Source organism: Nocardia coffeae (assembly GCF_019890715.1).
GTDB lineage: Bacteria > Actinomycetota > Actinomycetes > Mycobacteriales > Mycobacteriaceae > Nocardia > Nocardia jiangxiensis.
Window position 1 is genome coordinate 20,203 of record NZ_JAINZY010000026.1, and the last position, 25,739, is coordinate 45,941.

The 25,739-nt window shown below is 67.7% G+C and carries 20 protein-coding genes and 2 tRNA genes; 9 read left to right on the forward strand and 13 right to left on the reverse strand.

The window, feature by feature from the left end; translation table 11 throughout:
* Positions 1-67: 67 nt before the first annotated feature.
* The 6 genes from rho to argS all read right to left on the reverse strand — a co-directional run bounded on the left by rho (position 68) and on the right by argS (position 9,138).
* Positions 68-2,185 carry a transcription termination factor Rho gene (rho, locus tag K7711_RS45145; RefSeq protein WP_308015231.1) on the reverse strand — a complete coding sequence of 706 codons (2,118 nt, stop codon included), beginning with the start codon at positions 2,183-2,185 and terminating at the stop codon, positions 68-70.
* A gap of 320 nt (positions 2,186-2,505) precedes the next feature.
* Positions 2,506-3,447 carry a homoserine kinase gene (gene thrB / locus K7711_RS45150; protein WP_222979067.1) on the reverse strand — a complete coding sequence of 314 codons (942 nt, stop codon included), beginning with the start codon at positions 3,445-3,447 and terminating at the stop codon, positions 2,506-2,508.
* 85 nt (positions 3,448-3,532) lie between these two features.
* A complete protein-coding gene (gene thrC / locus K7711_RS45155; protein ID WP_222979008.1) occupies positions 3,533-4,627 on the reverse strand; it encodes a threonine synthase in 1,095 nt (364 codons plus the stop codon).
* Positions 4,624-6,000: a homoserine dehydrogenase gene (locus tag K7711_RS45160; RefSeq protein ID WP_222979069.1), complete on the reverse strand. Its 1,377-nt coding sequence runs from the start codon at positions 5,998-6,000 to the stop codon at positions 4,624-4,626. Before K7711_RS45160 ends, thrC begins: the two co-directional genes overlap by 4 nt.
* 23 nt (positions 6,001-6,023) lie before the next feature.
* Positions 6,024-7,442, reverse strand: a complete 1,419-nt coding sequence (lysA, locus tag K7711_RS45165; protein ID WP_222979010.1) for a diaminopimelate decarboxylase — start codon at positions 7,440-7,442, stop codon at positions 6,024-6,026.
* 37 nt (positions 7,443-7,479) lie between these two features.
* A complete protein-coding gene (argS, locus tag K7711_RS45170; RefSeq protein WP_222979012.1) occupies positions 7,480-9,138 on the reverse strand; it encodes an arginine--tRNA ligase in 1,659 nt (552 codons plus the stop codon).
* Between the two features lie 91 nt (positions 9,139-9,229).
* Between argS and K7711_RS45175 the strand changes: the two genes are divergently transcribed.
* The 3 genes from K7711_RS45175 (at position 9,230) to K7711_RS45185 (ending at position 11,180) form a co-directional block, all read left to right on the forward strand.
* Positions 9,230-10,096, forward strand: a complete 867-nt coding sequence (locus K7711_RS45175) for a thioredoxin-like domain-containing protein (protein WP_222979014.1) — start codon at positions 9,230-9,232, stop codon at positions 10,094-10,096.
* A gap of 195 nt (positions 10,097-10,291) precedes the next feature.
* The gene (locus K7711_RS45180) at positions 10,292-11,017 is read left to right on the forward strand and encodes a DUF305 domain-containing protein (protein ID WP_372460268.1); all 726 of its coding nucleotides are present in this window, start codon (positions 10,292-10,294) and stop codon (positions 11,015-11,017) included.
* A gap of 90 nt (positions 11,018-11,107) precedes the next feature.
* Positions 11,108-11,180: transfer RNA gene (locus K7711_RS45185), tRNA-Arg, on the forward strand.
* A 36-nt stretch (positions 11,181-11,216) separates the two neighbouring features.
* Here K7711_RS45185 and K7711_RS45190 read toward each other — a convergent pair.
* A complete protein-coding gene (locus K7711_RS45190) occupies positions 11,217-12,623 on the reverse strand; it encodes an FAD-binding oxidoreductase (RefSeq protein WP_222979071.1) in 1,407 nt (468 codons plus the stop codon).
* 70 nt (positions 12,624-12,693) lie between these two features.
* The gene (locus K7711_RS45195) at positions 12,694-13,275 is read right to left on the reverse strand and encodes a TetR/AcrR family transcriptional regulator (RefSeq protein ID WP_222979017.1); all 582 of its coding nucleotides are present in this window, start codon (positions 13,273-13,275) and stop codon (positions 12,694-12,696) included.
* A 105-nt stretch (positions 13,276-13,380) separates the two neighbouring features.
* Here K7711_RS45195 and K7711_RS45200 point away from each other — a divergent pair, with 105 nt between their 5' ends.
* From K7711_RS45200 to K7711_RS45210, 3 genes are all read left to right on the forward strand, one after another.
* A complete protein-coding gene (locus K7711_RS45200; protein WP_222979019.1) occupies positions 13,381-14,547 on the forward strand; it encodes an FAD-dependent oxidoreductase in 1,167 nt (388 codons plus the stop codon).
* Positions 14,548-14,650: 103 nt separating this feature from the next.
* On the forward strand, positions 14,651-15,319 hold the full coding sequence (locus K7711_RS45205) for an EthD domain-containing protein (RefSeq protein ID WP_222979021.1): 669 nt from the start codon (positions 14,651-14,653) through the stop codon (positions 15,317-15,319).
* Positions 15,320-15,409: 90 nt separating this feature from the next.
* On the forward strand, positions 15,410-16,813 hold the full coding sequence (locus tag K7711_RS45210; RefSeq protein ID WP_222979025.1) for a metallophosphoesterase: 1,404 nt from the start codon (positions 15,410-15,412) through the stop codon (positions 16,811-16,813).
* Positions 16,814-17,089: 276 nt separating this feature from the next.
* Here K7711_RS45210 and K7711_RS45215 read toward each other — a convergent pair.
* Positions 17,090-17,161, reverse strand: a tRNA-Cys gene (locus tag K7711_RS45215).
* A 274-nt stretch (positions 17,162-17,435) separates the two neighbouring features.
* On the opposite strand from K7711_RS45215, the gene K7711_RS45220 reads away from it, so the two are divergent.
* Together K7711_RS45220 and K7711_RS45225 are read left to right on the forward strand one after the other, a co-directional pair.
* Complete coding sequence (locus tag K7711_RS45220; protein ID WP_222979027.1) at positions 17,436-17,972, forward strand: MarR family winged helix-turn-helix transcriptional regulator; 537 nt, start codon at positions 17,436-17,438, stop codon at positions 17,970-17,972.
* A 101-nt stretch (positions 17,973-18,073) separates the two neighbouring features.
* Entirely contained in the window at positions 18,074-19,183 is a 1,110-nt protein-coding gene (locus tag K7711_RS45225; RefSeq protein WP_235748800.1) for an Hsp70 family protein, read from the forward strand.
* An 8-nt stretch (positions 19,184-19,191) separates the two neighbouring features.
* Here the strand turns inward: K7711_RS45225 and K7711_RS45230 are convergent, their stop codons facing one another.
* The 4 genes from K7711_RS45230 to K7711_RS45245 form a co-directional block, all read right to left on the reverse strand.
* Positions 19,192-19,701, reverse strand: coding sequence for a DUF3558 family protein (locus K7711_RS45230; RefSeq protein ID WP_222979029.1), 510 nt, complete (start codon positions 19,699-19,701; stop codon positions 19,192-19,194).
* Positions 19,702-19,703: 2 nt separating this feature from the next.
* Entirely contained in the window at positions 19,704-20,222 is a 519-nt protein-coding gene (locus tag K7711_RS45235) for a DUF3558 domain-containing protein (protein WP_222979031.1), read from the reverse strand.
* A 55-nt stretch (positions 20,223-20,277) separates the two neighbouring features.
* Entirely contained in the window at positions 20,278-21,087 is an 810-nt protein-coding gene (locus tag K7711_RS45240; RefSeq protein ID WP_222979033.1) for an enoyl-CoA hydratase, read from the reverse strand.
* Between the two features lie 89 nt (positions 21,088-21,176).
* Entirely contained in the window at positions 21,177-22,259 is a 1,083-nt protein-coding gene (locus K7711_RS45245) for an enoyl-CoA hydratase/isomerase family protein (RefSeq protein WP_222979035.1), read from the reverse strand.
* A 222-nt stretch (positions 22,260-22,481) separates the two neighbouring features.
* Between K7711_RS45245 and icmF the strand changes: the two genes are divergently transcribed.
* Positions 22,482-25,721 (forward strand): fused isobutyryl-CoA mutase/GTPase IcmF, encoded by a 3,240-nt coding sequence (gene icmF / locus K7711_RS45250; RefSeq protein ID WP_222979037.1) that lies wholly within the window; start codon positions 22,482-22,484, stop codon positions 25,719-25,721.
* Positions 25,722-25,739 lie beyond the last annotated feature (18 nt).

Here is a 25,739-nt window from a genome sequence, read left to right on the forward strand (position 1 = left end):
CGCCGGAAACACTCGTACTCCGCGCGGGCCCGTCGCGACACCGGCGAGCCCGCATGAACGCGGAGTACTACTCGTCCAGAGCGCCCGGCGCGGTCTTGGAGACCTGCACCAGGAATTCCATATTGTTCTTGGACTTGCGCAACCGGTCGATCAGCAGATCGATCGCCTGATGCGAATCCAGGCCGGACAGCACGCGCCGCAGCTTGTGGATGACCGCGGCCTCGTCCGGCGACATGATCAGCTCGTCGCGGCGGGTACCGGACGGGTTGACGTCCACCGCCGGGAACACCCGACGCTCGGCGATCTTGCGATCGAGCTTGAGCTCGGCGTTGCCGGTGCCCTTGAACTCCTCGAAGATGACCGTGTCACCGGTGGATCCGGTCTCCACCATCGCGGTCGCGATGATGGTGAGCGAGCCGCCGTTCTCGATGTTGCGCGCCGCGCCCAGGAACCGCTTGGGCGGGTACAGCGCGGTCGAGTCGACACCACCGGACAGGATGCGCCCCGAGGCCGGCGAGGAGTTGTTGTACGCGCGGCCCAGACGGGTGATCGAGTCCAGCAGCACACAGACGTCCTGGCCCATCTCCACCAGACGCTTGGCCCGCTCGATGGCGAGCTCGGCGACCGAGGTGTGATCGCTCGGCGGCCGGTCGAACGTCGAGGCGATCACCTCGCCACGCACCGAGCGCTGCATGTCGGTGACCTCTTCAGGACGCTCGTCGACCAGCACCACCATCAGGTAGCACTCGGGGTTGTTGGTCGCGATCGCGTTCGCGATGTCCTGCATGATCGTGGTCTTACCGGCCTTGGGCGGGGACACGATCAGGGCGCGCTGGCCCTTGCCGATCGGCATGATCAGGTCGATCACGCGAGTGGTCAGCTTGTTCTGCGCGGTCTCGAGCCGCAGCCGCTGGTTCGGGTACAGCGGGGTCAGCTTGTTGAACTCCGGACGACGACGGGCCGAATCGATATCGGTGCCGTTGACGGTGTCCAGCCGGACCAGCGGATCGAACTTCTGGCGCTGGTTGCCCTGCTCGCCCTCGCGGGGCGCGCGCACCGCACCGGTGATCGCGTCACCGCGGCGCAGGCCGTTCTTGCGGACCAGGTTCATCGAGACGTACACGTCGTTCGGGCCGGCCAGATAGCCGGAGGTGCGCACGAACGCGTAGTTGTCCAGCACGTCCAGGATGCCGGCGACCGGCTGCAGGACGTCGTCCTCGCGGATCTCGACCTCGCGGGTCTCACCACCACCGGCACCGCCCTCGCGGTCCCGGCCCCGACGACGCTCCCGGAACCGACGGCCGCGACGACCCCGGCCGTCACCGTCGTCGTCACCGCCGCGATCGCGATCGCGGTCGGCGCCGTTGCGGTTCTGGTTGCCCTGACCGTTCTGCTGATTGCGGTCGCCCTGCTGGTTCCGGTCGCTCCGGTCGCCCTGCTGATTGCGATCGGTCCGGTCGCCCTGCTGATTGCGATCGCTCCGGTCGCTCTGCTGATTGCGATCGCTCTGCTGATTGCGATCGCGGCGACGCTCGCCGGAGTCCTGCTCGGACTTGGCCTCGGCGCCGTTGGTCTCGGCCTTGGCCTCGCCACCGTCCGCCGCGCGCTGCTCACGGCCGCGGCGCTGTCGACCACGACCGCGCTGGCCACTCTCGCGACCGGTCTCCTCACCCGAATCGGCCGGGCGCGCAGGCGAATCAGCCTTGGCCTGGGCGGGTTCGGCGACCTTCTCCGAAGACTTCTCGGCGGACTTGCCCGCCTTCTCCGCGGACTTCTCGGCCTTCTCGGCGGGCTTGTCGGCGGGCTTGTCGGCGACGCCGTCCAGCGTCTGCTGCTCACCGCGCGCCGAACCGGACTTGGCCCGCGGCGATTCCGCGGCAGGGGCGGGCTCAGCGGTCTTCGCCGACTTCGCGGGCGCGGATTCTTCGCGGTCACGCGTGGGCTTACCGGCCTGATTTTCCTTGATGGCGGCGATCAGATCGCCCTTGCGCATTCCGGAAGTGCCTCGTATACCGAGCTCTCCGGCGAGTGCGCGCAACTGCGGCAACAACATTCCAGTCAGCCCCGATCGTGCGACGTCGGTTTGTTCGCTCATCTTCGAAATCTGTCCGGAGTCACTATCGCGGTCCGAGGAGCGTCCATCGGTTTCCACCCCGGGTGTCGCGAGCAGGTCCGTATCTGTCACGGAGATCCTTTCCTTCCCTCGATTGCCGTGTGCTTGTTCGAGGGTTTCGTTCCGAAGCCCGGTCACTGTGCCGAGCCCGGATGCCGTATCGCCTGCCCCGCCGGACCTGCGGCTCATCACCACCAGGTCTGCGCCACCGGTTCACAAAGGTGGGAGTTCATTCCAGTGCCGACCCCGAGATCTCGAGACTCGTCTCGCGAGTCTGAGCAAGAAGCCTGCTGGAGCGATTGCCCAAATGAAGCACCGGCGTCTGATGCGCACGATGTACGGACTCGCTCAGGATAGCTCCCCGCAGGAATGCCTGCAAGGCAGGCACGCCGTCAATCGGTTCGCACACCATCGGAAATGGCGGGTTCGAGTACGCGCAGCCCTTCGGCAATCGCGAGTTCACGCAGTTCGGCAGGAAATTCACCGGTGCTCAACGCGAGCACGGTCGGGCCCGCACCCGATACCGTCGCGGCGATTCCGGCCTCGCGCAGCCGGGCGATCCAGGCGGTCGTGACCGGCAGTGCCGAGGCGCGGTAGCCCTGATGCAGCCGATCCTCGGTGGCGGGGATCAGCAGGTCAGGGCGTTGCGTCAAGGCCACTACCGCGAGTGCGGCACGGCTGGCGTTGAATGCGGCGTCACCGTGCGGCACCGTTTCGGGAAGCAGCCCGCGGGTGTGCGCGGTGGCCGAACGTTCCTCGGGCACCAGCACGTACGCCCGCAGCCGATCGTGCGGATCCAACCGAACGGCGCGATATCTGCGGCCGAGCAGTTCACCGTCGGCAACCTCGACGTTCTCGGTCCAGGAAACGACGATTCCGCCCAGCACACTGGCGGCGGCATTATCCGGGTGACCCTCGAATTCCGCTGCCAGCTGGACCAATTCGGCATCGTCGTAAATGAGTTCCGAATCGAATTTCGCGGCCAGGGCCCGGCCCGCGGCCAGTCCGCCGACCACCGCCGAGGCCGAGGAGCCCAGCCCACGCGAATGCGGAATCACGTTGTGGCACACCACATCCAGGCCGTCAGCCCAGACGCCCGCGGCCTGCAGGCCGCGTTCGATCGCCCGGACCACGAGATGTGAAGGGCCCCAAGGCACGTCGTCCGCACCTTCACCCTCGACCCGGATCGTGAGCCCGGAGTCGGTGGTGCGCACGACGATCTCGTCGTGCAGACCCAGTGCGATTCCCAGCGAATCGAATCCGGGTCCGAGATTGGCACTGGACGCGGGCACCCGCGCCGTGACGCACAACCCGGCGGGCAGGGTCCGGGTCACACCGGGACCGTGCCGCTCGGCGTCGGCGACTGCGGGAGTTGTGACATGGTTCACTCGCTCACGTTGCCCTTCCCGCGCGGTCAACTCAAGCCAGTTCCAGCTCGTGGGCGACCGCGACCGGGTCCACCGCGATCGCCTGGACCTGCGGCATACCCGACAGCGCGGTGTCGGGATCCTTGAGGCCGTTACCGGTCACCGTGCAGACCACGGTCAGGCCCGCATCCAGCCAACCCTCCTTGCGCGCGGCCAGCAACCCGGCCACGCTGGCGGCCGAAGCCGGCTCGACGAATACGCCCTCGGTGCCCGCGACCAGGCGATACGCCTCGAGAATCGCCTCGTCGGTGGCCGCGCGGAACGCGCCGCCGGATTCCTCCTTGGCGGCCACCGCACTGTTCCACGACGCGGGCGCGCCGATCCGGATGGCGGTGGCGATCGTCTCGGGATCCTTCACCGGCGCGCCGTTGACCAGCGGTGCGGCACCCGCGGCCTGCACGCCGAGCATGCGCGGACGCGCGGTGGTCAGGCCGTCGGCGTGATATTCGCCATAGCCCTTCCAGTAGGCGGTGATGTTCCCCGCGTTGCCGACCGGCAGCGCGTGCACGTCGGGGGCGCGGCCGAGCGCGTCGCAGATCTCGAAGGCCGCGGTCTTCTGCCCCTCGATACGCGCCGGGTTCACCGAATTCACCAGGCCGACCTGCGGGAACTCCGAGGTGACCTTGCGCGCGAGCTCGAGGCAGTCGTCGAAATTGCCGTCCACCTGGATGATCTTCGCGCCCAGCATGACCGCCTGGGCCAGCTTGCCCATCGCGATCTTGCCCTGCGGGATCAGCACCGCGCAGTGCATGCCCGCCCGGGTGGCATACGCCGCGGCCGAAGCCGAGGTGTTGCCGGTGGAGGCGCACAGGACCGCCTTCTGACCGCGCGCCTTGGCATCGGTCATCGCCACGGTCATCCCGCGATCCTTGAAGGATCCGGTCGGGTTCAGGCCCTCGACCTTGAGATACACCTCACATCCGGTGAGTTCGGAGATGTGGTGCGCGGGCACCAGGGGCGTGCCGCCCTCGTACAGCGTGACCGTCTCCCAGTCCGCGCCGACCGCGAGGCGATCCCGATATGCCTCGATCAGCCCCGGCCAGGGTTTGTGTACCGCGGTGGGGATCGGCACTCCTGTCTTGTTCATTCCTCGGTGCCTTCCAATCTCACAACGCTGGTCACGGACGTGACGGATTCCAGCTCGGCCAACGCGGCCACCGTATCTGCCAGCGCCGACTCGGTCGCGTGGTGGGTGACCACGACCAGTCGCGCGCCCTCGTCCTGTCCCTCCTGACGGACGGTCGAGATGCTGACACCGTGCTGGGCGAATTCCCCGGCGACCGCCCGCAGAACTCCGGTGCGATCGGCGACCTTCAAGTTCACGTGGTAGCGGGTCGGTGTATCGCCGATCGGCGCGATCGGCAGCTCAGCATAAACCGATTCGCCCGGTGCGCGACCACCGAAGAACTTGTTACGCGCGGCCATCACCAGATCACCCATCACCGCCGATGCGGTCGGCGCGCCACCGGCGCCCTGACCGTAGAACATCAACCGGCCCGCATTCTCGGCCTCCACGACGACGGCGTTGAATGCGCCGCTCACCGAGGAGAGCGGATGTTTGCGCGGGATCAGCGCGGGATACACCCGGACCGAGATGCGGTCCTTGCCGCCCTGCGCGGACCCGGGTTCGCCGGGGCCCGCTGGCACTCGCTCGCAGATTGCCAGCAGCTTGACAGTGCAACCGACGGCGGCGGCGGTCTCCAGATCCTCCGAGGTGATCCGCGAGATGCCCTCGCGGTAGACGTCCGCGGCGGTGACCCGGGTGTGGAAGGCCAGCGACGCCAGGATCGCGGCCTTCGCGGCAGCGTCGAAACCCTCGACGTCCGCGGTGGGATCGGCCTCGGCGTAGCCGAGGCGGGTGGCCTCCGCGAGCGTCGCGCTGTAGTCCGCACCGGTCTCGTCCATCGCCGACAGGATGAAATTCGTTGTGCCGTTGACGATTCCGACCACGCGATTGACCCGGTCGCCGGACAGCGACTGGATCAGCGGGCGCACCACCGGGATCGCCCCGGCCACGGCGGCCTCGAAGTACAGATCCGCGCGGCTGTGCTCGGCGGCCGCGGCGAGCTCGCCGGTGTAGTCGGCCAGCAACGCCTTGTTCGCCGTCACCACCGACTTGCCCGCGGTGAGCGCGGCGCCGATCAGTTCCCGGGCCGGATCGATGCCGCCCATCACCTCGACGACCAGATCCACGTCCTCGCGGTTGACCAGCGCGCGTGCGTCGGTGGTCAGCAGCTCGGGATCGATGCCCCGGTCCACGTCGAGCCGACGTACCGCGACCCCGCGCAGCACCAGCGGCGCGCCGACGCGTTGCCGCAGGTCCTGGGACTGTTCCTGGATGATCCGCACGACCTCGGTGCCGACATTTCCCATGCCCAGGACCGCGACGCCGATCGGATGATCGGATCCGAAGGGATATCCCTGGTCCGGCCCACCCGTCGCCCGGCCACCGCCCCCCATCGAATCGCTACGCGATGCCGCCATTACTGCACCTCCAAGCTCAAGAGATCTTCCACCGTTTCCCGACGCAGGATCAGGCGCGCCTGCCCATCGCGCACGGCGACCACCGCCGGTCGGGTCAACAGGTTGTACCGGCTCGACATCGAATAGCAGTACGCACCCGTCGCCGCCACGGCGATCAGATCGCCCGGACCGACGTCCTCGGGCATCCAGGTGTCGCGAATGACGATATCGCCACTCTCACAATGCTTTCCGACTACGCGAGCGACGACCGCGGCGGCCTCGCTGGACCGCGAGACCAGACGACAGTCGTATTCGGCCTGATACAGCGCCGGGCGGATGTTGTCGCTCATGCCGCCGTCCACGCTGACGTAGCGGCGCTGTGCGCCCGCGTCCAGGACGACGTCCTTGATCGTCCCGACCTCGTACAGCGTGACGGTGCTCGGTCCGGCGATGGCGCGGCCCGGTTCGATCGCGATGGTCGGGGTGGGCAGTCCGATCTGCGCGGACTCGGACTGCACCAGGTGCCGGACCTTCTTCGCGAACTCGTCCAGCGGCGGCGCGTCGTCCCCGGGCAGATACGAAATACCCAGTCCGCCACCGAGATCCAGTGTGTGGATCTGCTGGGTCCGCTCGACGCCGAACTTCTCGATCGCCTCGCGCAGCAGACGCAGCATGCGGCGCGCGGAGATCTCGAAGCCGTCGATGTCGAAGATCTGCGAACCGATGTGACTGTGCAGGCCGACCAGACGCAGATTCTGCGCCTCGAACACCCGCGCCAGCGCCTCCATCGCGTCGCCGCCCGCGATCGAGAAGCCGAACTTCTGATCCTCGTGCGCGGTCGAAATGTATTCGTGCGTATGGGCTTCCACGCCGACGGTGACGCGGACGAGGACATCCTGCACCACACCCGCGCGGCCGGCCGCGGCCTCCAGCCGGTCGATCTCGATCAGCGAGTCGACCACGATGTGGCCCACTCCGGCCGACACCGCCGCATCCAGTTCGGCGACCGATTTGTTGTTGCCGTGCAAGGCGATTCGCTCGGCCGGGAATCCGGCGTGCAGCGCCACCGCGAGTTCGCCGCCGGAGCACACGTCCAGGGACAGCCCCTCGTCGCGAACCCAGCGCGCCACCTCACCGCACAGGAATGCCTTGGAGGCGTAGTGCACTCGGGCGTCGGGCCCGTACGCGCGCACCATATCCCGGCAGCGGGAACGGAAGTCGTCCTCGTCCACCACGAACAGCGGGGTGCCGAACCGCTCGGCGAGGTCGGATACCGGCACACCGGCCAGGCGCACCACGCCGTCGGCATCGCGAGAAGCGTTGCGGGGCCAGACGTTCTCGGGCAGATCGATCAGCTGCGCCGGATCCTTCGGCCGCTCCGGAAGATTCGGGGCGTGCGGGATCTCGGCGTGTCGCGGCCCGGCCGGATGCGCACTCATGCCGGATGTTCCTTCCTCATCGAGGTGTGACGCGAATTCACATGCGCTCCGGAGCGCTGACGCCCAAGAGCGACAGACCGTTGCGCAACACCTGACGCGTCGCCTTCACCAATTCCAGACGCGCGGCGTTCCGCGGGGTGAGCGGCTCGTCGCCCTGCGGCAGGACGCGCATCTCGTTGTCGGACTGGAAGGGGTGGTACACACCGGCCAGCTCCTCCAGATACCGCACCATCCGATGCGGCTCGCGCATCTCCGCGGCCGTGGCCACGATCCGGGGGAACTCGCCCAGGGTGCGGATCAGCTCGCCCTCGCGATCCGCGGTCATCGCGGCGAAATCCGGTGTCACCGAGGCGAAGTCGAAGGACTCCGAGTTCTCGATGATCCGGCACGTGCGGGCGTGCGCGTACTGCACGTAGTAGATCGGGTTGACGCTCTCCTGCTTGGTCCACAGGTCCAGATCGATATCGATACTGCTGTTGGCCGAGGAGCGCATCAGCGAATAGCGAGCGGCGTCGACGCCGATCGCGTCTACCAGGTCGTCGAGCGTGACGATGGTGCCCGCGCGCTTGGACATCCGCACGGCCACACCGTCTTTCACCAGATTAACCATCTGGCCGATGAGCACCTCGACGGTGGCGGGATCGTCGCCGAAGGCGGCCGCGGCGGCCTTGAGACGGCCGATGTAGCCGTGGTGGTCCGCGCCGAGCATGTAGATGCACAGGTTGAAACCACGCGAGCGCTTGTTGTGGAAATACGCGATGTCACCGGCGATGTAGGCGGAATTGCCGTCGCTCTTGATGACCACGCGGTCCTTGTCGTCACCGTATTCGGTGGAGGCTATCCACCACGCGCCGTCCTTCTCGTACAACTTCCCCGAGGACTTCAGCGTCGCCACCGCGCGCTCGACCTCACCGGATTCGAACAGCGCGCTCTCGTTGAAATAGACGTCGAAGTCGGTGCCGAAATCGTGCAGGGACGCCTTGATCTGCCCGAACATCAGCTCGACGCCCTCGCGCCGGAACAGCTCGTGCCGCTCGGTCTCGGGCAGCTCCGCCGCGCCCGGATTCGCCGCGACGATCGTGTCGGCGATCTCGGTGATGTACGCGCCCGCATACCCGTCGTCCGGGGTGGGCGCGCCGGTGGCCTTGGCGACCAGGGAGTTGGCGAAACGGTCGATCTGCGCGCCGTGATCGTTGAAGTAGTACTCCCGGGTCACCTCCGCGCCCTGGGCGATCAGGATGCGGCCGAGGGCATCGCCCACCGCCGCCCAGCGGGTGCCGCCGAGATGAACCGGACCGGTCGGATTGGCGGAGACGAATTCCAGGTTGATCTTCGCGCCCGCGAGGGTGTCGGCGGTGCCGTAGCGCTCACCGGCGGCGAGGATCTTCTCGATGATCGCGCCCTGCGCGCCGGCGGCGAGGCGGATGTTGAGGAATCCGGGGCCGGCGACCTCGGCGGTGTCGATACCGTCCGAGGCCGAGAGCGCCTCGGCGAGCAGAGTGGCGAGTTCGCGCGGATTCATTCCGGCCTTCTTCGCCACCTGCATGGCCACATTCGTGGCATAGTCACCGTGCTCGGGATTGCGCGGGCGCTCCACCGTGACCTCGTCGGGCAGGACCCCCGGGTCCGATCCACGTTCCACGAGCACCTTCGCGGCGGTAGCACGAAGGAGATCTGCAAGGTCAACTGGAGTCACGGGTAACTATCCTATGGTTCGAGCAGGGGGGCGCCGCCAGCGGGTTTCCCGGACTCGGATCAGCCGACCGATCGAAGAGAGCCCATCAGCGATGCCGAACACCAGCGCAAAATCGGCCAAGGCCATTCGTGCCGCCGCCCGGTCCGCTCCCGCGAGTAAATCGGGAGGGGGTCCGAAACTGCCCGGGGGACGGCGGATCCAGTGGCCCATCGTCGGCGGCGGCGTCGTGATCGTGGTGCTGGTCGCCGCGCTGGCAATCTACCTGGTGCCGAAATACCAGCAGAAGGCCGATACGCAGAAGTTCACCCCGACCGCCGAGCACAAGGATCCCTCGACCGACATCGCGGGTGTGGTGCGCAAGGACTATCCGGCCGGTCTGCACGTCTCGGCGAGCCAGCGGGTGGCCTACGACATGACCCCGCCGATGGGCGGCCCGCACGACGCGTCCTGGGCCACCTGCACCGGCGTGGTCTACGGCAAGGCGATCCGCACCGAGAACGCGGTGCACTCGATCGAGCACGGCGCGATCTGGATCGCCTACAACCCCGACAAGGTCACCGGCGCGGCCCTGGATTCGCTGAAGCAGCGCGTCGCGGGGAAGCCGGCCATGCTGATGTCGCCGTATCCCGGTCTGGATCACGCCGTCTCGCTGCAGTCCTGGGGCCACCAGCTGAAGCTGGACAGCGCCGACGACAAGCGCGTCGGCGAATTCATCAGCGCCCTGCGCCTGAACCAGTACACCTACCCCGAGGTCGGCGCGGACTGCGCGAACCCGACCTTCGACACCGACAACCCACCCGCATTCGACCCCACTCCCCCCGGCAAGGACGCGATCCCGATGGACGGCAAGGGATTGCAGGCGGACCTGAGCGAAATGGGCGGCGCGTTGCCGGGTGGAATCCCGGGCATCCCCGTTCCGTCCGGCGGCGGCCAGTTCGTCCCGGGGGCAGGCGGGTAGATGGCGGCCGAGGACAACGGTCCGACCAGCCGATCGACGGATACCGGCCTCGGTGAGCACCGGACGTCGACCGAATCCGTCGGCGAGGCCGCGGCATCCGGATCCGGCCAGGAAACGGATCCGACCGGCTCCGGCGGATCTGCCGCCGGACGGGTCGGCAACCGACGGTACGAACCGGCAGGCGCCGAGGCCGAGTTGCCCGGGAATGTCGATTCGACTGACGACGAAGAGCCCTTGGACGGGTCCGGGCAGTCTCCCCGAGGCCGCACCACACTCCTGGCGCTGATCGGGGCGTGCCTGTTGCTGACCGGATTCGCGATCGGCGTGATAGCGCGAATCCCGTTGCAGCACAGCGTGGATGCCGCGCCAAACGCAGTGGATGTGGGCTTCTGTCAGGACATGTCGGTGCATCATGCGCAGGCCGTGCAGATGGCCGCGCTCGAATTGTCCGGGGGCGGTGATCCGGAGGTGAAGCGGCTGGCCTACGACATCCTGACCACCCAGCAGAATCAGGCCGGGCGCATGCAGGGCTGGTTGCAGCTGTGGGAGCGGCCGACCCTGAATCCGGACGGCTACATGGGCTGGATGACCGACCACGCGACCATGCACGGATCGATGGGTTCGATGCCGATAACCGCGACGCCCACCGGCCCGGTGCAATCCATGCCCGGCATGGCCACAGACGCCGAGTTGGCACAACTACGCCAACTCACCGGCCCCGCCCAGGACACCCTGTTCCTGCAACTGATGCTCCGCCACCACCGCGGCGGCATCGCCATGGTCGCCTACGCGAGCACCCACGCCGACACCGACGCCGTGCGCACCCTCGCCGACAGCATGAACGCCACCCAGCAGGGCGAAATCCAACTCATGACCCAACTCCTGGCCGCCCGCGACGCAACCCCGCTCCCCATGACCTGACACCCGCCGAATCCCGCTTTTTGGCGCACGGCCCATGATGCGATACGCTTTCCCAGCCCGATCGGACAATGGACGAACGGGTCCATCCCCGCCCTCGTAGCTCAGGGGATAGAGCGTCTGCCTCCGGAGCAGAAGGCCGCAGGTTCGATTCCTGCCGAGGGCACTCAGAGCACATGAGCCCTGACCGTCACATTGCCGGTCAGGGCTTTTCTGCGTCGCGCACGTCGATCACCTTGCCCGGGTTGAGGATTCCCAGCGGGTCGAGGGCTTGTTTGATGCTGTGGTGCATGGCCATGGCCACGGGGTCGAGTTCGCGGGACAGGCCGGGCATCTTGAGCAGGCCGACGCCGTGTTCGCCGGTCACGGTGCCGCCGAAATCCAGTGCGGCGTCGATGATGTCGGAGAAGGCGGCCTGGGCTCGGGTACGGGCGGCCTCGTCGTCGTGCGAGGTGATGAGCAGGGGGTGCAGGTTGCCGTCACCGGCGTGGGCGATATTGGCGATCACGGTGTCGTGCCGCAGCGCGATCTCCTCGATGCGGGCGAGCATGTCGGGCACCGCGCGCACCGGGACGCAGATGTCCTCGGTGAGAACGGGTCCCAGGCGTTCGACCGCCGGATAGGCCAGGCGGCGGGCCTGGAACAGCGCCTCGGATTCGATCTCGTCGGTGGATACCGCACTCCAGGTGGCGCCGGCCTTCTCGAAGCAGTCGCGCATGGTCTCCGCGTCGGCCTCACCGACCGATCCGGCGACGTCGACCCGGCCGAGCAGGACCACCTCGGCGTCCACCGACAGTCCGAGTTTCTTCCAATCGTCCACCGCGCGTAGGCAATGCCGATCGATGAGTTCCAGCGCCGAGGGGATCACCCCGGAACCGACCACGGCCTCGACGGCGCGTCCGGCGCTGACGATGGAGTCGAAGTATCCGGCCACGGTGCGCTCGGCCGGACGCTTCGGGCGCAGCCGCACGGTGATCTCGGTGATGACGCCGAGCGTGCCTTCCGAGCCGACCATCAGCCCGGCCAGGTCGTAGCCCGCCACGCCCTTCGCGGTGCGACGGCCCAGCCGCACCAATTCCCCTGTGCCGGTGACGATCTGCATGCCCAGGACGTAGTCGCGGGTCACCCCGTACTTCACGCAGCACAGTCCGCCCGCGTTCGTGGCGACGTTGCCGCCGATGGTGGACCACGGGGCGCTCGCCGGATCCGGCGGATACCAGAGCCCGTGCTCGGCGCAGGCGGTACGCAGATCCTCGTTGACCACGCCCGGTTGGACGACCGCGACGCGTTCGAGCGGATCGATGTCCAGTACGGCGTTCATCCGCTCGAAGGAGAGCACCACACTGCCGCGGGTCGCGTTCGCCCCGCCGGACAGTCCCGTTCCCGCGCCGCGCGCGATCACCGGCGTGCGATGCTCCGCACACCACCGCACGATGGTGCGGACCTCCTCGGCCGAATGCGGCCGCAGCACCGCCAGCGGCGGCTCGTGGGGCGCCCATTCGGCCTCGTCGTGCCCGTACCGTTCGATGACGTCCGGGTCCGTGACGACGCGGCCCGCGGGCAGCCGCGCGGCCAGGTCCTGCACCGAGTTCTCCACCGCACCTCGCATTCCTCGTGCGCGTCGTGTCGCCACGACGGCAGCTCAACCCTACGGCCCGGCAGGTCCGGGGTCGCGGAGGTCAGGATTCGCCCGGACGTAGCGTCAGGTAGCGCTGCAGAACGGGTGCGAGATCGGCGGTCAGTTCGGCGTGCGTCATCGCGACCACGGGTTCGAGCCGCAGCACGTAGCGGCACAGCGCCATGCCGAGGATCTGGCTGACGATCAGGCCCGCGCGGCGCGGGGCGTCGGCCGGATCGCCGACGCGTAACACCATCGGCATGATCTGTCCGGCGAAGATCTGCTGGGCGCGCTTGCCCACCGAATCGTCGGTCACCGCCGAGCGCAGCAGGGTGAGCAGGATCTCGTCACCGGGCGGGGTCTCCCAAAGTTCGAGGAATCGGTGCACGATCGTCTCCCCCAGCGCATCCTGGTGCACCACACCGAGATCCGGCAGTTCCAGATCGATCTCCAGGGCCGCGTCGAACAGCCCCTCCTTGCTGCCGTAGTACCGCATCACCATCGACGGATCGATCTCGGCGTCGGCGGCGATGGCCCGGATGGTCGCCTTGCGGAATCCGTCCTGCGCGAAGCGGCGCCGGGCGGCGGCCAGGATGGCGGCGCGGGTGACATCGGAGCGGCGTGCGGTGGGCTCGGCAGTCATGCCAACAAATGTAGGCCAACAACTGTTGACGTGCCACTGCCGGAGTCCTATCGTTGACGTCAACAGCCGTTGGCCAACAGATGTTGGCAGATCTGAGGAGCCGTTATGAACACCGTTCCCGCCACCGCCGCGGTCGTCGTCATCGGTGCCGGTCCCGCCGGAATGACCGCCGGAATCGCCCTCGCCGACGCGGGCGTGGACGTGGTCCTGCTGGATCGGCTGCCCGAGGGGGCGAACACCTCGCGCGCCGCGGTCGTGCACGCCCGCACCCTCGAGGTGCTGGACGAGTTCGACGTCGCCGCGGAGTTGAACGAACGCGGACTCGTCATCGATCAGTTCGACCTCAACGACGGTTCACAGCGCCTGGCCACCGTCCGCTTCGACGACCTGCCGACCCCATTCCCCTACACGCTGCTGATCAGCCAGGCCACCACCGAAGAGGTGCTGCTGGCCCGGCTCCGCGAGGCCGGTGGCACGGTTCTGCGGCCGTACACGGTGACCGCGGTCGCGGGCGACGATACCGGCGTCACCGTCGAATTCACCGATGCCGCAGGCGATTCCGGATCGATCCGGGCGGACTACGTGATCGGCGCGGACGGCATGCACAGTGTGGTCCGCGAACAGGCGGGGATCGGATTCACCGGGGCGAGCTATCCGGAATCGTTCGCGCTGGCCGACGTCCGGATGGACTGGCCCGACCCGCGCACCGAGGTCGCACTGCACCTGGCGCCGCAGGGATTCACCCTCGTCGCACCGCTGCCGGACGAGCAGGACGACCGGTACCGCATCGTCGCCACCATCGACGACGCGCCCGAACATCCGGACCTGGCCTTCATGCAGGCCATCATCGACGACCGGCGTCCGGGCGGAAAGGTGCGAGAGGTGCTGTGGAGCTCGCGTTTCCGCGTGCACCACCGGCTCGCGGACCACTACCGCGCGGGCCGCATCCTGCTGGCCGGTGACGCCGCCCATGTGCACAGCCCGGCCGGCGGGCAGGGGATGAACACCGGTATCCAGGACGGCGCACTGCTGGGCCAACTGCTCGCGCGGGTGCTGCACGGCGAGCCGGACACGCTGCTCGACCGGTACGAGGAAATCCGCCGCCCGGTCGCCCAGGGCGTGGTCACCCTCACCGATCGGATGACCCGCATGGCCACCCTGCGTCCGCGACCGGCACGTGCACTGCGCAACATCGTGATTCGCACCGCGACCTCGTTCCCGAGCGTCCGGCGGGCCGTCGCCTTCCGGCTCGCCGAACTCACCGCTCGCTGATCGGGCGAATTCCGCTCAGCGAGATCGTCCGCGGGAATTCCCGCGGACGATCGCCGCGCACCGATAGCCTCGTCGACCACACCGATGCCGAAAGGGCGCCGAGATGAAACTGATGTACGCCCTGTGGGGTTCGGCGCTGGCCGAAACGCTGCGCTCCCCCGACGCACACACCCGGCTGGCCCGCGCGGGCGCGACCGGACTGCAGGTCAACGTGGTCGACGACGATGTCGCGGCGGCGAATCTGCGGCTGTCGACCTACGACGAACCGGTGGCCGCGGTGGTCAGCGTGTGGACCGAGACCGGCCAGGAACCGATCACCCGCGAACTGACCGAGCTCGCGGATCGGGTGGAGGGCTGGATCGTCGAGGAACGCGTCCCGATGCGACCTCCCGCCACCGCCGACGGCGTGCGCTTCGACGCGTTGTCCAACATCGCGTTCCTGCGGATCCCGTCGGAGATGACGCCCGAGGCGTGGCGGCGGTACTGGCACGAGGTGCACACCACGATCGCCATGGAAACCCAGGCGACCTTCGGTTATCTGCAGAACACCGTCGTCTCGGCGATAACTCCGGGACGTCGGGTCGACGGCCTGGTCGAGGAGCTGTTCCCGATGGCCGCCATGACCGATCCGCACGCGTTCTGGGGTAGCGGCGGCGACGATGCCGAGCTGCAACGCCGGGTCACCCGCATGATGACCAGCATCGATGCTTTCGGGGCCAACCGCGAGATCGACGTCGTCCCGACCAGCAGATACCACTACGACCTGCGCTGAGCCACGAGCCGGACGCCCGCGTGCCGTAACCTGCGCGGTGACGATGCCCGCGCTCGGACGGCGGGCAGGGTGCGAACGGGGAGGCCGCTGATGACGTGTTGTGGTCCGAATCGGCGACGGATGCTGGCGGCGCTGGCAGTCGCACCGATCATGGTCGCGGCGGGAACCGCTCGTGCACAACCTAATTCGACGATCGCCACCGATCTCGAGCTGGTGACGCTGACACCGGATTCGGTGATCCTGACCTGGACCACACTGGGGGCGGATGCGGCCGGGAATCGGATTCCGGTGGCTGCGGGCACGCAGGTCCGCCTGGCCCCGGCCGATTCGACCGGTCCGGCGCGGATCGTCCACGACGACACCGACCGGACGCCGTACCACTACGCCGAGATCACCGGTCTCGAACCCGGTCGCGGCTATCGCTTCGAGGCGTGGTCCGACGGCGTGCGGGCTACCCCCGCGGCGACCGTGGTGACGCATCTGCCCGGAAGTGCCGAATGCACAGGACTTTTCAGCACGCCGGTGCCGCCGCTGGGCCGCCTGGTGCGCACCGTGGCGCTGTCCAACGACGTGCATTTCGGCGAGGAGATCGCCGGTCTGCTCGCGAACGATTATCCGCCGAGCGTCCGGCAGGAACCGGGACTGCCGCCGTATCCCGAGGTGATGCTGACCGCGATGCTCGGCGATCTGCGCCGCCCCGACCGCGGCGCGGACCATCTGCTGCTGGCCGGTGACCTCACCGCCGAGGCCACACCGGACCAAAGCCGTTCCGTGCGAGCGCATCTGGACCGTTGGGGCTGGGCCGAGCGGGACTGGTTCGCTGTGCGCGGCAATCACGATCGGCCGCACGTCGGCGCGGAATACGCCGGATGTCCCACCGTGGCCGATACCGCCCACCACGACTGCTGGGGCGAATCATTCGGCGCGCGAGGACAACTCACCGAACATCGGGTGGGCGAGCTGCGGCTGCTCGGCCTGGACACCACCCGCCTCGACGCGGCGGGCGGCACCATCGATCCCGATCAGTTCGCCCATCTGCGCGAGGTGCTGCGAGCCGACCCGGACCGCCCGACACTGGTTTTCGGCCACCACCCCGTCACCTTGAATTCGGCCCTGTCCAATATCAACGGCCCGGATTTCACCCTGAACCGCGCCGATGCGACGACCCTGCAGAACCTCTATCGATCCGCGCCCGGGGTTTTCCTGCATCACGCGGGCCACACCCACCGCAACCGCCGCACCGCCCCGGACATCCCGCTGAACGTCGAATTCCTCGAGGTCGGCGCGGTCAAGGAATATCCCGGCGGCTACACCCTCGTACGCCTCTACGAGGGCGGCTACACCGTCAATTTCTACAAGACCCGAACCCCCGACGCCCGCCGCTGGAGCACCCGCAGCCGAGCCGAATACCTGGGCCTCATCCCCGAATACACCCTCGGCACCACCACCGACCGCAATCACGTTGTCCTACGCGACCTTTCGGGCCTGACCTAACTCGGCCAGCAGGCACACACATCGCAAATCGACATATCGTCGCCACATCCACACGGCTGCACAGCGTTCGACCACCGACCGCAACACCAGCCCCGCATACCCGGTTCCGCCAGCCCTGGACAACACCAGCCCCGTTCGCGGCCCGTCTCGCCGGTCGGACGCGTGGCGGGTGCGAGGAACGAGTGCCCGACACGGGGCCGACCGGTGAGACTCAGGGGGCCGCGAACCGCCGGAGCGGAGCGGAGGCCGAAGACACAGCGGAGGCCGAAGACACAGAGCGAGTGGCGGGAATCGAACCCGCGTACACGGTTTTGCAGACCGCCCCCTAAACCACTCAGGCACACCCGCATCGGAATTCATACTGCCGTCCCGGCTCTCGCGAGCCCAGGGTTCCGGTCACCATGATCGAAAACACCCTTCGCACCCGTTCCACCAACCCCGGACAACGCCCACCTGTTCGCGGCCCGTCTCGCCGCTGAGACGCGTGGCGGGTGCGAGGAACGAGTACCCGACACGGGGCTCAGCGGTGAGACCTCGGGGGCCGCGAACCGCCGGAGCGGAGCGGAGGCCGAGGACACAGCGAAGCGGAGGCCGAAGATGGAGCCCATCTAGACTCGGATTCATGGCTACACCCCGCCCGCTGCCCCTGGACCCGATCGCAGAGGCCCATCGCCAGTGGACCTCACACGGTTGGGGTGAGGTCGCGGACGGGATGGCGGCGGTGACCTCGCTGGTGCGGGCGCAGCAGATCGTGATGGCGCGGGTGGACGAGGCATTGCGACCGTCGGGGCTGACCTTCTCGCGCTACGAATTGCTGGCGCTGCTGAGTTTCAGCCGGACCGGAGCGTTGCCGATGGCCGTGGCCAGTGCCCGGTTGCAGGTGCATCCGACGAGTGTCACCAATACCGTCGACCGGCTCGAGGCCGCCGAACTGGTCAAGCGAGTACCGCATCCGAGCGATCGCCGGGCGACGCTGATCGAGATCACCGATGCCGGTCGCCGGTTGGTCGCGCAGGCGACCGAGGAGTTGAACGAATCGGTCTTCGCACGGCCCGGCCTACCGCCGCAGCGCCTGCGCCAGCTACTGCAGCTACTGTCGGAATTCCGGCGGGCCGCAGGCGATTTCGACATCGGCGACACACCGACGCACTGGTCCTGACGAGGATTGATATCAGACCGGCAGGCATGAAAGTCCGATTCGGAGACTGACATCGTCAGGCGCAGATAACCATTCAGCATCCAGCCAGCGACATGGTTGCCATGACCTTCCCATCCACGCGCGAAAGGTTCACCATGGAGGCCATGGTGCTGGTCCTGGGGGTGTCGGCGGGCGCTGGCGGAGCTCGCGCGATGTTGACGCACTCCGACCAGCCGCATCTGCCGCCGATCGATCGCTGTACCGTGCCACGACGGGCCGGGGGCGGCGTCGAGGAATCGGTGTTCACGGCCATACGCCTGATGCGCGATGCCGCGGAACAGCGCGAGGAGTTCATCACCGGCATCTCGGTCACCTGCCGCTGTTCCCTGCACGAGGAAGCGGTGCGGGCCATGGCCGGTCGCAGCCGACTCACCGTCGTCGATGAACCGCTCGCCCAGCTGCGCTATCTGCGCTTCAGCGATCAGCTTCCGGACGAGGGCGCGGTACTGCTCTACGATCTGGGCGCGTCCGGACTCACCGTCACCGAGGCCGATTGCCGCACCGACGTCATCCTGGCGGTCAAGCGCAGCACCGTGCTGGGCGGCGACGGACATGACGCGCTGTTGCGCTGGCATCTGGCGCACGGCGGGCTGAACATCGATAAGCCGACCAGTCGCGCCTACAAGGAGGGGTTGACCACCGCACCGGTGCTGACCGCCACCGATCTGCGCAGCGGGCAGCGAATGGTGGTGACACGCAGCGATTTCGAGGAGCTGGCCGAGGCCGGAATCCACCATTCGGTGTCTTATGTGCGGCAGATGATCGAGGAGACGGGCGTCCCTCCGAGGGCCATCGCCCTGCTGGGCGGCTGTTCCCGCAATCCGGGGATTCGCGAGGCGCTGGGACAACTGCTGGATCTGCCGGTCATCTACGATCCGGAACCGGAATTCGTCTCCGCGCGCGGTGCGGTGCTGATGGCCTCCCAATTGCCCTCGGCCCGCCGTGTCCGGGGCGTGCGGTTCGGTGCGCGGCCGAGCTTACGTCCCACCGATTCCACACCGGTATCCAAGCGCAAACTTGTTGCCGCGCTTGCTGTTACGGCGACACTGGGAGCGACGGTGGCGGGTCTGCTGAGTACGAACCGGGATTCGAGCGCACCCCCCACCCACAACGCCCCGCAGACCCCGGTCGAGGTCGCGGGCACTCCGGCGAAGCAGTTGCCGCCCAGGTAGTTTCGCGCTCAGATACCGTCGAAGGTCAGTGTGGTGTGCAACAGGCTCATCGCGGTGACACACGGGTCGGGCTGCGCGGCGTGGTCGCGGTTCTGCACCCACCAGGTGACCGTGCCGGAATCCGCACCGGTCACTCCGCAGCTGCCCGGATCCTGCGGGTCACGCCAGTACATCCCGCCGAATCGATCGACCACTACCTTCTCGGTCCGATATCCGTACTGCGCGGCGACCTGCGTCTCCCGCATCAGCACATCGCCGGAGAACCAGCTGTAACTGAGATCGACTGTGCCGCCGGCAGTTTGCGCGGTCCAGGTACAGGTCGTCGGCGCACTCTGCCGACGCACGGAGGACGCCTTCAGCTGACCGGCCAGGGCCTGTTCGCTCAGCGGCCCGCATCCGGCGAGGATATTCGGATCAGCGGCCGGGGTGGTCCGTGTCTGCGGAGTACCGCCGCCCGAACACCCGGCCACCGCGGCGGCCAGCAGCACCGCGATCGCCATCCGGCCCAGCACACGCATCGCTAACCCGCCTTCGCGAGAGTATCGGCGGCGAGTTGCTCGAGTTCCGAACACCCCTGCGGCCGTGCGGGTTCGGGCCCGCTGCCGGTGAGGATCCAGTCGATGAAATCCGACCCGCCCGAGGCTACCGCGATCTCACACGCCTTCGCGCCCGACCAGAGAATGCCCGGATGACCCGCGACCTGCACCGTCGCGGGCGTGCCGAGGGTGACCTGATCGCGCCGATCCCGCAGCGAGGTCCCGCGGAACCACTGGAAGACGACGGCGTAGTCGCCACCGGTGCCCGCATCCCAGCTGCAGCGCATCGGATTCGCCGCCACCTGCTGCAATCCGGTGAGCCCGGTGGCCCGGGAGATGTCGGCGTCGGAGACCGATCCGCACCGCCCGATCGCGACGGCCTGCGCCGGGACGACGGGCACGCTCGACCGCGGAACCGCGGACGGCCCGCCCGAGCTCCCGCACCCCGCCACGGACAGCACCGCGCAGGTCATGACCGCCGCCCCTGCCACCTGCTTCCACACGGGGCCCACGCTACTGGAACTTGCCCCCGACGCCGAGGCCGAGCGGTCGGTGAACTCAGCGGTTGGTGAAGTCCGGGGCCCGCTTCTCCACGAACGCGGTCATACCTTCGCTCTGATCCTCGGTCGCGAACAGCGAGTGGAACACCCGTCGCTCGAACCGCAGCCCCTCACCGAGCGTGCTCTCGAACGAGCGGTTCACCGCCTCCTTGGCGATCATCACCGAAGGCAGCGACATGGACGCGATGGTCTGCGCCGTCTCCAGGGCCACGGTCAGCAGGTCGGCGGCCGGGACGATGCGCGAGACCAGCCCCGCGCGCTCGGCCTCCTCGGCGTCCATGTTGCGGCCGGTGAGGATCAGATCCATCGCCTTGGCCTTGCCCACGGCCCGGGTGAGCCGCTGCGAGCCGCCCATACCGGGGATGATGCCCAGCTTGATCTCGGGCTGACCGAACTTCGCGGTGTCCGCGGCGATCAGCAGATCGCACATCATGGCCAGCTCGCAGCCGCCGCCCAGCGCATATCCGGCGACTGCGGCGATGATCGGCTTGCGGAACGCGACCAGGCGGTCCCACCCGGCGAAGTGATCGACCAGGAACATGTCCATGTAGGACTTGGTCTGCATCTCCTTGATATCCGCGCCCGCCGCGAAGGCCCGCTCGGATCCGGTCAGCACGACCGCGCCGATGCCCTCGTCGTTCTCGAGCAGGTCCAGTGCGGCCGAAACGTCAACCAGCACCTGGGAATTGAGCGCGTTGAGCGCCTTGGGCCGGTTCAGCGTGATCACCGCGACGCGGCCGGTGCGCTCGAGGAGAATGGTCTCGAAATCCGGTCCGCCGTTCTGCACGGATTCGTCCTGCGAAGTCATCTCGTGTTCCTCTCCCGATCGAGTCCGGACATCGGTGACCATAGCGGAGTGGTCCCCGATCGCCTCGGCATGGTTGACATTCGGTGCGTTCAGCGCTCGTCACGCGGTGCGGCCGAACCCAATTCGTGCGCACCGAGCTCACGGAAATATGCCTCGACCTCGGCATCGGTGACCTCGGCGAGCGTGGCCGGAGACCAGTGCGGATCGCGGTCCTTGTCGATGACCTGGGCCCGGATCCCCTCCACCAGGTCGTGCGTGCCCAGTGCGGCGATCGACACCCGGTACTCCCGATTCAACGACTGCTCGAGATTCGCGTCCGCGCGGGCCTCGCGCAGCGCACGCAACGTGACCTTCAGCGCCACAGGCGATTTCGCGAGGATATCGGCGGCGGCGCGGGCCGCCTCGGCGCGGCCGTCGTTCTGCAACCGGGACACGATCTCCTCGACGGTGTCCGCGCCGTAGCAGGAATCGATCCAGCCCCGACTCTCGACGAAGACCGAAACCGGCGCGGGCTGAGCGAATTTGGCGATGGCGATATCGGCCTCGGCGGTGCCCAGCGCGTCGAGCAGCGCCGGAATCTGTTCCGAGGGCACGAAATAGTCGGCGAATCCGGCGGCGATGGCATCCCCGGCGCTCATCCGCGCGGTGGTCAGCGCGACGTGTGTGCCGATCTCGCCGGGTGCGTGCGAGAGCAGATGCGTGCCGCCCACGTCCGGGACGAATCCGATACCGGTCTCGGGCATGCCGACCAGGGAACGTTCGGTCACCACACGGTGCCCGGCGTGCCCGGACAGGCCGACGCCGCCGCCCATCACGATGCCGTCCATGATCGCCACATACGGCTTGGGATACCGGCCGATCAGCGCGTTGAGGATGTATTCGTCCCGCCAGAACCGCCCGCTGGGCGAATCGGCTCCGGCCGTGTCGCCGTTCTCCACGGCGTTCTTCGCGTCGCGGTGGATGGCGACGATATCGCCGCCCGCACACAATCCGCGTTCGCCCGCACCGGTGAGCACTACGGTCCGCACCCGCTCGTCGTCCACCCATTCGCGCAGGGCGTCGAGGATGACCAGCGCCATCGGATGATTGAGCGCGTTGATGGCCCTGGGCCGGTTGAGCGTGATCAGGCCCAGCCCGTCACGCACCTCGATGAGAACCTCGGGCTCGCTCATGATGTGTCCTTTCCGGCCGTTTCCGCCGCCGGGCCAACTAGTAGGTCATCCTAGATTCGGTCGTCCATCCGAATCCATAACCAGGCCTGTGATCCACACCATCACGACGATCCGGTGGCGGTCGAACCCTGGCGTAGCGACCCCCGCCACAGTACAGTTACTTTGACGTCCTACTATCGGGACATCAAATTATTCGACGGGCCTCTTCTGATGGAGGATGTCATGGCCGACCTGCACAATCCGGTACATCCGGTTCGTTTCGTGACCTCCGCGGCCCTGTTCGACGGGCACGACGCTGCGATAAATATCATGCGGCGGATCCTGCAGTCGCAGGGCGCGGAAGTCATCCACCTGGGGCACAACCGTGCCGTGCGCGAGGTGGTCGACGCGGTGCTCACCGAGGACGCGCAGGGCGTCGCGATCAGCTCGTACCAGGGCGGACACGTCGAATACTTCGAATACCTGGCCACCGCGCTGCGCGAGGCGGGCGCCGGGCACGTGCGGATCTTCGGCGGTGGCGGCGGCGTCATCGTGGATCAGGAGATCAACCGCCTCGCCGAGGCCGGGGTGCGGATCTTCTCCCCCGAGGACGGACAGCGACTCGGCCTGCCGGGCATGATCAACGAACTCGTGCACGACTGCGATGTGGATCTGTCCCTCGACCCCGCCGACATCGAGGCCGTTCTGGCCGGTGAGCGCAAGGCGCTCGCCCGCACCATCACCTGCCTGCAGCAGGACGCGCTGCCCGAGGCCGATCTCGCGGCGCTGCAAGCCGCGGCGGCCGGCCGGAACGTTCCGGTGCTCGGCATCACCGGCACCGGTGGATCCGGAAAATCCTCGCTCACCGACGAACTCGTGCGGCGGCTGCGCTCGGATCAGCAGGACAAGCTCCGAGTGGCGATCCTGGCCGTCGACCCGACCCGACGGCGCGGCGGCGGCGCCCTGCTCGGCGACCGGATCCGGATGAACTCGCTGGACGGCGATCACATCTACTTCCGTTCGCTGGCCACCCGCGGCGCGCACGAACTGCCGGTCAACACCGACGCCATGATCCTGGCCTGCAAGGCGGCCGGATACGACCTGGTCATCCTGGAGACGCCGGGCATCGGCCAGGGTGATGCGGCCGTGATCGATCACGTCGACCTCTCGCTGTACGTGATGACGCCGGAATTCGGCGCGGCCTCACAGCTGGAGAAGATCGACATGCTCGATTTCGCGGATGTGGTGGCCATCAACAAGTTCGAGCGGCGCGGCGCCGCCGATGCGCTGCGGGACGTGTCGCGCCAGCTGATCCGCAACCGGGAGGCGTTCACCAGCACACCGGACGATATGCCGGTCTTCGGCACCAGTGCGGCGACCTTCAACGACGACGGCGTCACCGCGCTGTACCAGCATCTGGCCGCGCGTCTGGCCGAGTCGGGACTGCCGCTCGCCGAAGGCGTGCTGCCGCGCGTGGACACCCGCGCCTCGACTCGTTTCGCGCAGATCATCCCGCCCGCGCGGGTGCGCTATCTGGCCGAGATCGTCGACACGGTCCGCTCGTACCACGCCGAAACTGCGGCGCAGATCGTTGCCGCGCAACGTGTTCAGCGATTCGAGCAGGTGCTCGAGGAGATTTCGGGACTGGTCGGGAACGCCGGGACGAGCGACGGCGAGTCCGCTGTGCTCACCCTGCTGGAGTCCGCCCGCGCCGAGCTGCACTCCGATAGCGCTGCACTGCTGAAGAATTGGCCCGCGCTGGCCGAGTCGTACCGCGGCGAGGAACAGGTCGTGCACATCCGCGATCGTGAGCTGCGCACCACGCTGCGACGTAAGTCGTTGTCCGGCAGTTCGATTCCCCGTGTCGCGCTGCCGCGGTTCACCGATCACGGTGAGCTGCTGCGATTCCTGCGTTCGGAGAATCTGCCCGGCCGCTTCCCGTTCACCGCCGGGGTGTTCCCGTTCAAGCGGGACAACGAGGATCCCGCGCGCATGTTCGCCGGTGAAGGCGATCCGTTCCGGACCAACCGCCGATTCAAGGTGCTCTCGGAACATTCCGATGCCAAACGCCTGTCCACGGCCTTCGATTCGGTGACCCTCTACGGCCACGACCCGGCCGAACGACCCGACATCTACGGAAAGGTCGGCACCTCCGGGGTTTCCATCGCGACGCTGGACGATATGAAGGCGCTCTACGACGGCTTCGATCTCACCGCGCCGACGACCTCGGTGTCGATGACCATCAACGGGCCCGCGCCGACGATTCTCGCGTTCTTCCTGAACACCGCGATCGATCAAGCGCTGGAACGCTTCTCCGCAGCCGAGGGCCGCGCGCCCGACGCGCAGGAGGCCGCGGACATCCGGACCCGGACCCTGGCCACCGTGCGCGGCACCGTGCAGGCCGACATCCTCAAGGAGGATCAGGGCCAGAACACCTGCATCTTCTCCACCGAGTTCAGCCTGCGCATGATGGCCGACATCCAGGAATGGTTCGTGCGCAACGATGTTCGCAACTTCTACTCGGTCTCGATCTCCGGGTATCACATCGCCGAGGCCGGTGCGAATCCGATCAGTCAGCTGGCCTTCACGCTGTCCAACGGATTCACCTATGTCGAGGCGTATCTCGCGCGCGGCATGAACATCGACGACTTCGCGCCGAACCTGTCCTTCTTCTTCTCCAACGGCATGGATCCGGAGTATTCGGTGATCGGCCGGGTGGCGCGACGGATCTGGGCGGTCACCATGCGTGACAAGTACGGCGCGAACGAGCGCTCGCAGAAGCTCAAGTACCACGTGCAGACCTCCGGACGGTCGCTGCACGCACAGGAGATGAGCTTCAACGACATTCGCACCACGCTGCAGGCGCTGATCGCGCTCTACGACAACTGCAACAGCTTGCACACCAACGCCTACGACGAGGCGGTCACCACGCCGACCGAGGATTCGGTGCGCCGCGCCCTGGCCATCCAGTTGATCATCAACCGGGAGTGGGGCCTGTCGATGAACGAAAACCCTCTGCAGGGCAGTTTCATCATCGACGAGCTGACCGATCTGGTCGAGGAAGCGGTGCTGCAGGAGTTCGAGCGCATCTCCGAACGCGGCGGCGTCCTGGGCGCGATGGAGACCGGCTACCAGCGCGGTCGCATCCAGGACGAGTCCATGCTGTACGAGCAGCGCAAACACGACGGTTCGCTGCCCATCATCGGGGTGAACACGTTCCGCAACCCGCACGGCGAGGAGCATCGCGAACTCGAACTGGCGCGCGGCACAGAGGCGGAGAAGCAGTCCCAGCTGCACCGCACCCACGATTACCAGACCGACCACCGCGATGCCGCCCACGACGCCCTGGCCCGCCTCGACGCCGCCGCCCGCACCGACGAGAACGTCTTCGAGGTCCTCATGGACGCCGCCCGCGTCTGCACCCTCCAGCAGATCACCGACGCCTTCTTCACCGTCGGCGGGCAGTACCGCCGCAACGTCTGAGTCGTCCGGCATGCATGC